This is a genomic window from Nostoc cf. edaphicum LEGE 07299 (genome assembly GCF_015207245.1).
In the GTDB taxonomy this organism is placed as follows: domain Bacteria; phylum Cyanobacteriota; class Cyanobacteriia; order Cyanobacteriales; family Nostocaceae; genus Nostoc; species Nostoc edaphicum_B.
This window is the reverse complement of sequence record NZ_JADEXF010000543.1, coordinates 1-4,002: the sequence shown is the minus strand read 5'-3', so window position 1 is coordinate 4,002 and position 4,002 is coordinate 1. Positions and strand designations below refer to the sequence as shown.

Here is a 4,002-nt window from a genome sequence, read left to right as displayed (position 1 = left end):
ACAATGATACTTAATTTTTGTAAACCTCTGCAAACTTTGAAGATATTATTTCGTCATTACTTTTAGTTTCTTGTTATACATATAACTACCACCTGCTCCATTGCTGTTGATGTATTGCTTCTCACATAGCAATTGCCCCCTCTAGAGAGTCTACAAATGCTTAAACCCCTTTTGCTGTCAGGATGGTTCCGCACACAACCATTTCTCAATTACGTTGTCGTTGTGATACTAATTGCACCTTTATTAGGAGCATCGGCTCACACGATCCCAGTAAGATCCGAAGTACATAAACTAACTTCGATGGCTGGAGAATCTGACTCTGTATCAAAGGAAATAGCTGTAGTTGGGGAACCTGAGATAGCTGAAACATTAAAAACAGATCAAATCGAATCGATAACAGAAGAATTTGACTCTGTGCCAACACAAAGTACTGCTGTTCAGGAACCGCAAGTATTACCAGCGAATACAATTGAGTCTTCAACTGAAGTAGATAATTATCTCTCAAGCAGCAATTTAGATTTAAGCGATGTAACTGTTCCCGATTCTTTGGCAGCAGTTGAACTCGCACCATCAACGGATGTTCCTGTTAGCCAACTTAATTTAATACGCAAACTTAAAGCTGCTAATGTCAAGTCTTTGAGAAGACAAGAAAATTATCTCTCTAGAGAAAAGTCCTTTACCGAATCATTAACAGCAACTCAAGTAGCACCAGCTATTAGAAAATCTCAATCAACCACAACGACCGAAATACCTGTTGTGGAAACAGCTAATGAGTCCCAAGCAGAACAAATAGATCCCATCGGTAGTCCTCATCCGATTCCTTGGAAATGGATTACAGCAACTCAAGAAGCTATTGCTGCTAATGGTGGTTCTGGAGTGCGTCACTATCGTAGCGTACCGGTGATTTCTCCAGATGGTAAATATGCTGTTTATAGTCGAGTGCAACTGGAAGTAAAACCCCAAATGTACAACAGCCGTGTCACCAGCATGATGTTTGTCCAAGATATGCACACTAAGAAATTGTGGGTGATGGCTTCAACTACTCCAGTTAGCGATCCTTTATTAAAGGTAAAGGCTGTAAAGGGGGAGTCTTCAGAAGAAGAAAATGATCCCAGTGGAAAGATTGGGGTATTAGTTCCAGTTAGTTGGTCAGAAAAAGGCGATCGCTTCTTAGCACGCAAGTTTGAAGGTATCTTTAACACAGGTGATTCTACAGATAGTGCAGTGATTTGGGATCGGCAAAAAAATCACGCTAACACAGTCACTCCTGTTAGTGAGGAAGAACATGAAAAAATTGCCGTATTGTTAGGTTGGAGTAAAAGCCAACCAGAACATGTGTTATTCCGTGCAGGGGAATTGGGCGAGGAAAACTGGCCATTAATGCAAGTTGCTAATGATGGCAAGACTATAACTACAACAGACAACGATCGGCCGATTACTTTTGGTAAAAAGGTGACAGAAATTTGGGCAGGCCCACAAGTTGCCTACCGATAGTTTATTGGCTAGTTACAAGCCTCATCCCCTTGTGAATGGGGCAGTTAACAGAAAAAATCTTGCAATCTCCCATTAATGGGCGAGTCCCATTCTTCGTCAGTAAGGGACAGTGAGAAACTAGATTACTCCTAAGTCTTTCCAAGCCGCTTTGTAGCATCTAGCATCACTTTAGCAACCACAAGCAAAACTCCAGTCGGCACTGCTAGAGTACAAAATACTTTAATAGCATCTCCTAAGTTAGATTGAGCAGGTGCAGTAGTTCCAATAAAAGTGCTTTGAGGTTTGGTGCGATCATACCAAACCTTTACTATTTGTCCCTTGTCAAATTGAAGATCTCTGGGACACTTTCTCTGCCTTGAATCTTGACAAGGACGGCGTTTTATAACGCAAGGCCCACTTTGTTCTTCATACTGCTGACCTTGAACCGTAAATCGAATTACCGGACAGCTCAGTTTTTTACCCTCTGGCTCAGACTTCGTAAAGGTGAAGGTTTCTCGACGAACTACAGTTGCAAAGGTGGATTCCCATTGAATACGTGGCTGGGTTAGAACTGACCAGGTTGACAACCTAGTGATTGTAACAACCATCACCCCCCAAATAATAGCCAGCCCGATAAAAATCGAAGCAGATACAAGCAAAATTAGCCGAAAAAAGATTATTTGAAGCTGTGCCATACAAGCCTAAACATAGTCTCAATATTACTTGTATGCAAGTATACCCAAATAAAACACTGTGTTATCTCAACTCATCTGACGTAGAATCGTTTTTTTGTAAATACTCTTATAGTTATTAAAACTTAATGCTAAAACTATAAAGACTTATTTATCACCTCTTTCCCATTCAGGTATGGCACCCTTCACTCGGCGGATGGGCAAATTAGCAATTAAAGCTGTGGTTCGTTGGTTGCTTTCTAAGGAGAACTCCAAGCCCTCTGTCTCAATTTCTACATAGCGACAGACTACATCTAGGATTTCTTTCCGCATTTTTTCCAACGTTTGAGGATCTAAGTCAGCGCGATCATGAGCAATCACCAATTGCAGGCGACGTTTGACTTGAGTTCGACTGCTATCAGGGCCGCGAAAAAAAAGTTTTTCTAGAAGTTCAATCATTACGAATAGGTCTGGGGCGGAGACTGGAAAGGTAAGTTAAACAATCTTTGTCCTGAACAACCTTCGTATACGGGCGAAGATGCTGTCTTGGGACGAGTCGATCTCCAGAAATTCGACACTTTCCCCTTCTAATCTACGAGCAATGTTCTCAAAGGCTGTCGCAGCTAAAGATGGATTTTCCGCTAACACTAAGGGTTCGCCGCGATTGGTAGATACAATAACACGCTCGTCGTCAGGGATTACCCCGATCAGGGGAATGGCGAGAAGTTCCTGAACATCTTGCACTGACATCATATCATTTGCCTGCACCATTGAGGGTCTGATGCGGTTAATTATTAAATGAACACGCTTGATACCTTGTGCCTCAAGTAACCCCACTACCCGATCGGCATCGCGAACTGAGGAAATTTCTGGTGTGCTGACAACTAGCGCTTCTTTGGCCGGCCCGATCGCATTTTTAAACCCATTTTCAATCCCGGCAGGACTATCAATAATCACATACTGATATTTTTGTGCTAGTGCATTCACCAATAACTTCATCTGTTCGGGTGTGACTGCATCTTTGGAGCGATTTTGGGCTGCTGGCAAAAGTACGAGATTGGGTTGGCGCTTATCTTTCACCAAGGCTTGTTCTAAACGGCACTCTCTGGCTAAGACTTCTACCGCAGTATAAACAATGCGGTTTTCCAGCCCTAAGAGCAAATCCAAATTTCTCAGACCAAAATCCGCATCAACCAAAGCAACTTGACGCCCCATTTTGGCCAAAGCCATACCCAAATTTGCTGAAACTGTGGTTTTACCCACTCCTCCTTTACCGGAGGTAATCACAATAATGCGAGTCATGATAGAAATGCGGTCAATGAGGGTTCAGGAAATATAAAACAGTAAATTGCAGTATAAAGTATGAAGTATCGTATCAAGTATGAAGAAATATCTGTTCTCCCTGATGAGGGCGAGGCATGAATATTTGTCTTATTTCATCCTTACCTATATACTTCATTCTTTAAGTAAATATTTATGGCTCTTGATTGCTCTTGGTAAATTGGTTTCTGGAAAAATCAGTAGCCCTAGCGATACGAATTCCTTGGGGCGTAATATGTGCCACCTCTGGAGAAAACTGCATTGGCGGTTTTTCTGGTGCTCTCGCTACAGCATCTGCGATCCGCAGTTGGGTTGGTTCCATTTGCAAGGCCATAATCAGACACTCACTATTGCCTCCAGCCCCAGCATGAGCGATTCCACGCAGACGACCCCAGATAATAATATCCCCATCTGCAATTACAATACCACCTGGATTTAAATCTCCCAAGAGAATTACTGTCCCAGGATGACGAATTTCTACTCCAGAGCGGACTGTCATTTCTAAATAGAGGGCATCTTCTTGGGGGATCGCTGTAGC

5 protein-coding genes are annotated in these 4,002 nt (G+C 42.4%); 1 reads left to right on the top strand and 4 read right to left on the bottom strand.

Annotated features, from left to right (window positions below; translation table 11 throughout):
* Positions 1-156 precede the first annotated feature (156 nt).
* Positions 157-1,494, top strand: coding sequence for a hypothetical protein (locus tag IQ229_RS16505; protein ID WP_194045488.1), 1,338 nt, complete (start codon positions 157-159; stop codon positions 1,492-1,494).
* Between the two features lie 128 nt (positions 1,495-1,622).
* Here IQ229_RS16505 and IQ229_RS16500 read toward each other — a convergent pair whose 3' ends face one another.
* The 4 genes from IQ229_RS16500 to IQ229_RS16485 form a co-directional block, all read right to left on the bottom strand.
* On the bottom strand, positions 1,623-2,168 hold the full coding sequence (locus tag IQ229_RS16500; protein WP_194045486.1) for a DUF3592 domain-containing protein: 546 nt from the start codon (positions 2,166-2,168) through the stop codon (positions 1,623-1,625).
* A 144-nt stretch (positions 2,169-2,312) separates the two neighbouring features.
* Complete coding sequence (gene minE, locus IQ229_RS16495; protein WP_194045484.1) at positions 2,313-2,603, bottom strand: cell division topological specificity factor MinE; 291 nt, start codon at positions 2,601-2,603, stop codon at positions 2,313-2,315.
* A 36-nt stretch (positions 2,604-2,639) separates the two neighbouring features.
* A complete protein-coding gene (minD, locus tag IQ229_RS16490) occupies positions 2,640-3,446 on the bottom strand; it encodes a septum site-determining protein MinD (RefSeq protein WP_104908781.1) in 807 nt (268 codons plus the stop codon).
* A gap of 172 nt (positions 3,447-3,618) precedes the next feature.
* The coding region (locus IQ229_RS16485; protein WP_322744005.1) for a septum site-determining protein MinC at positions 3,619-4,002 on the bottom strand (384 nt) is incomplete at its 5' end.

What these genes read in the sequence shown, in the direction of transcription:
- IQ229_RS16505 (WP_194045488.1), top strand. Translation starts at nt 157, where the DNA reads ATGCTTAAACCCCTTTTGCTGTCAGGATGGTTCCGCACACAACCATTT.
- IQ229_RS16500 (WP_194045486.1), bottom strand. Translation starts at nt 2,168, where the DNA reads ATGGCACAGCTTCAAATAATCTTTTTTCGGCTAATTTTGCTTGTATCT.
- minE (WP_194045484.1), bottom strand. Translation starts at nt 2,603, where the DNA reads ATGATTGAACTTCTAGAAAAACTTTTTTTTCGCGGCCCTGATAGCAGT.
- minD (WP_104908781.1), bottom strand. Translation starts at nt 3,446, where the DNA reads ATGACTCGCATTATTGTGATTACCTCCGGTAAAGGAGGAGTGGGTAAA.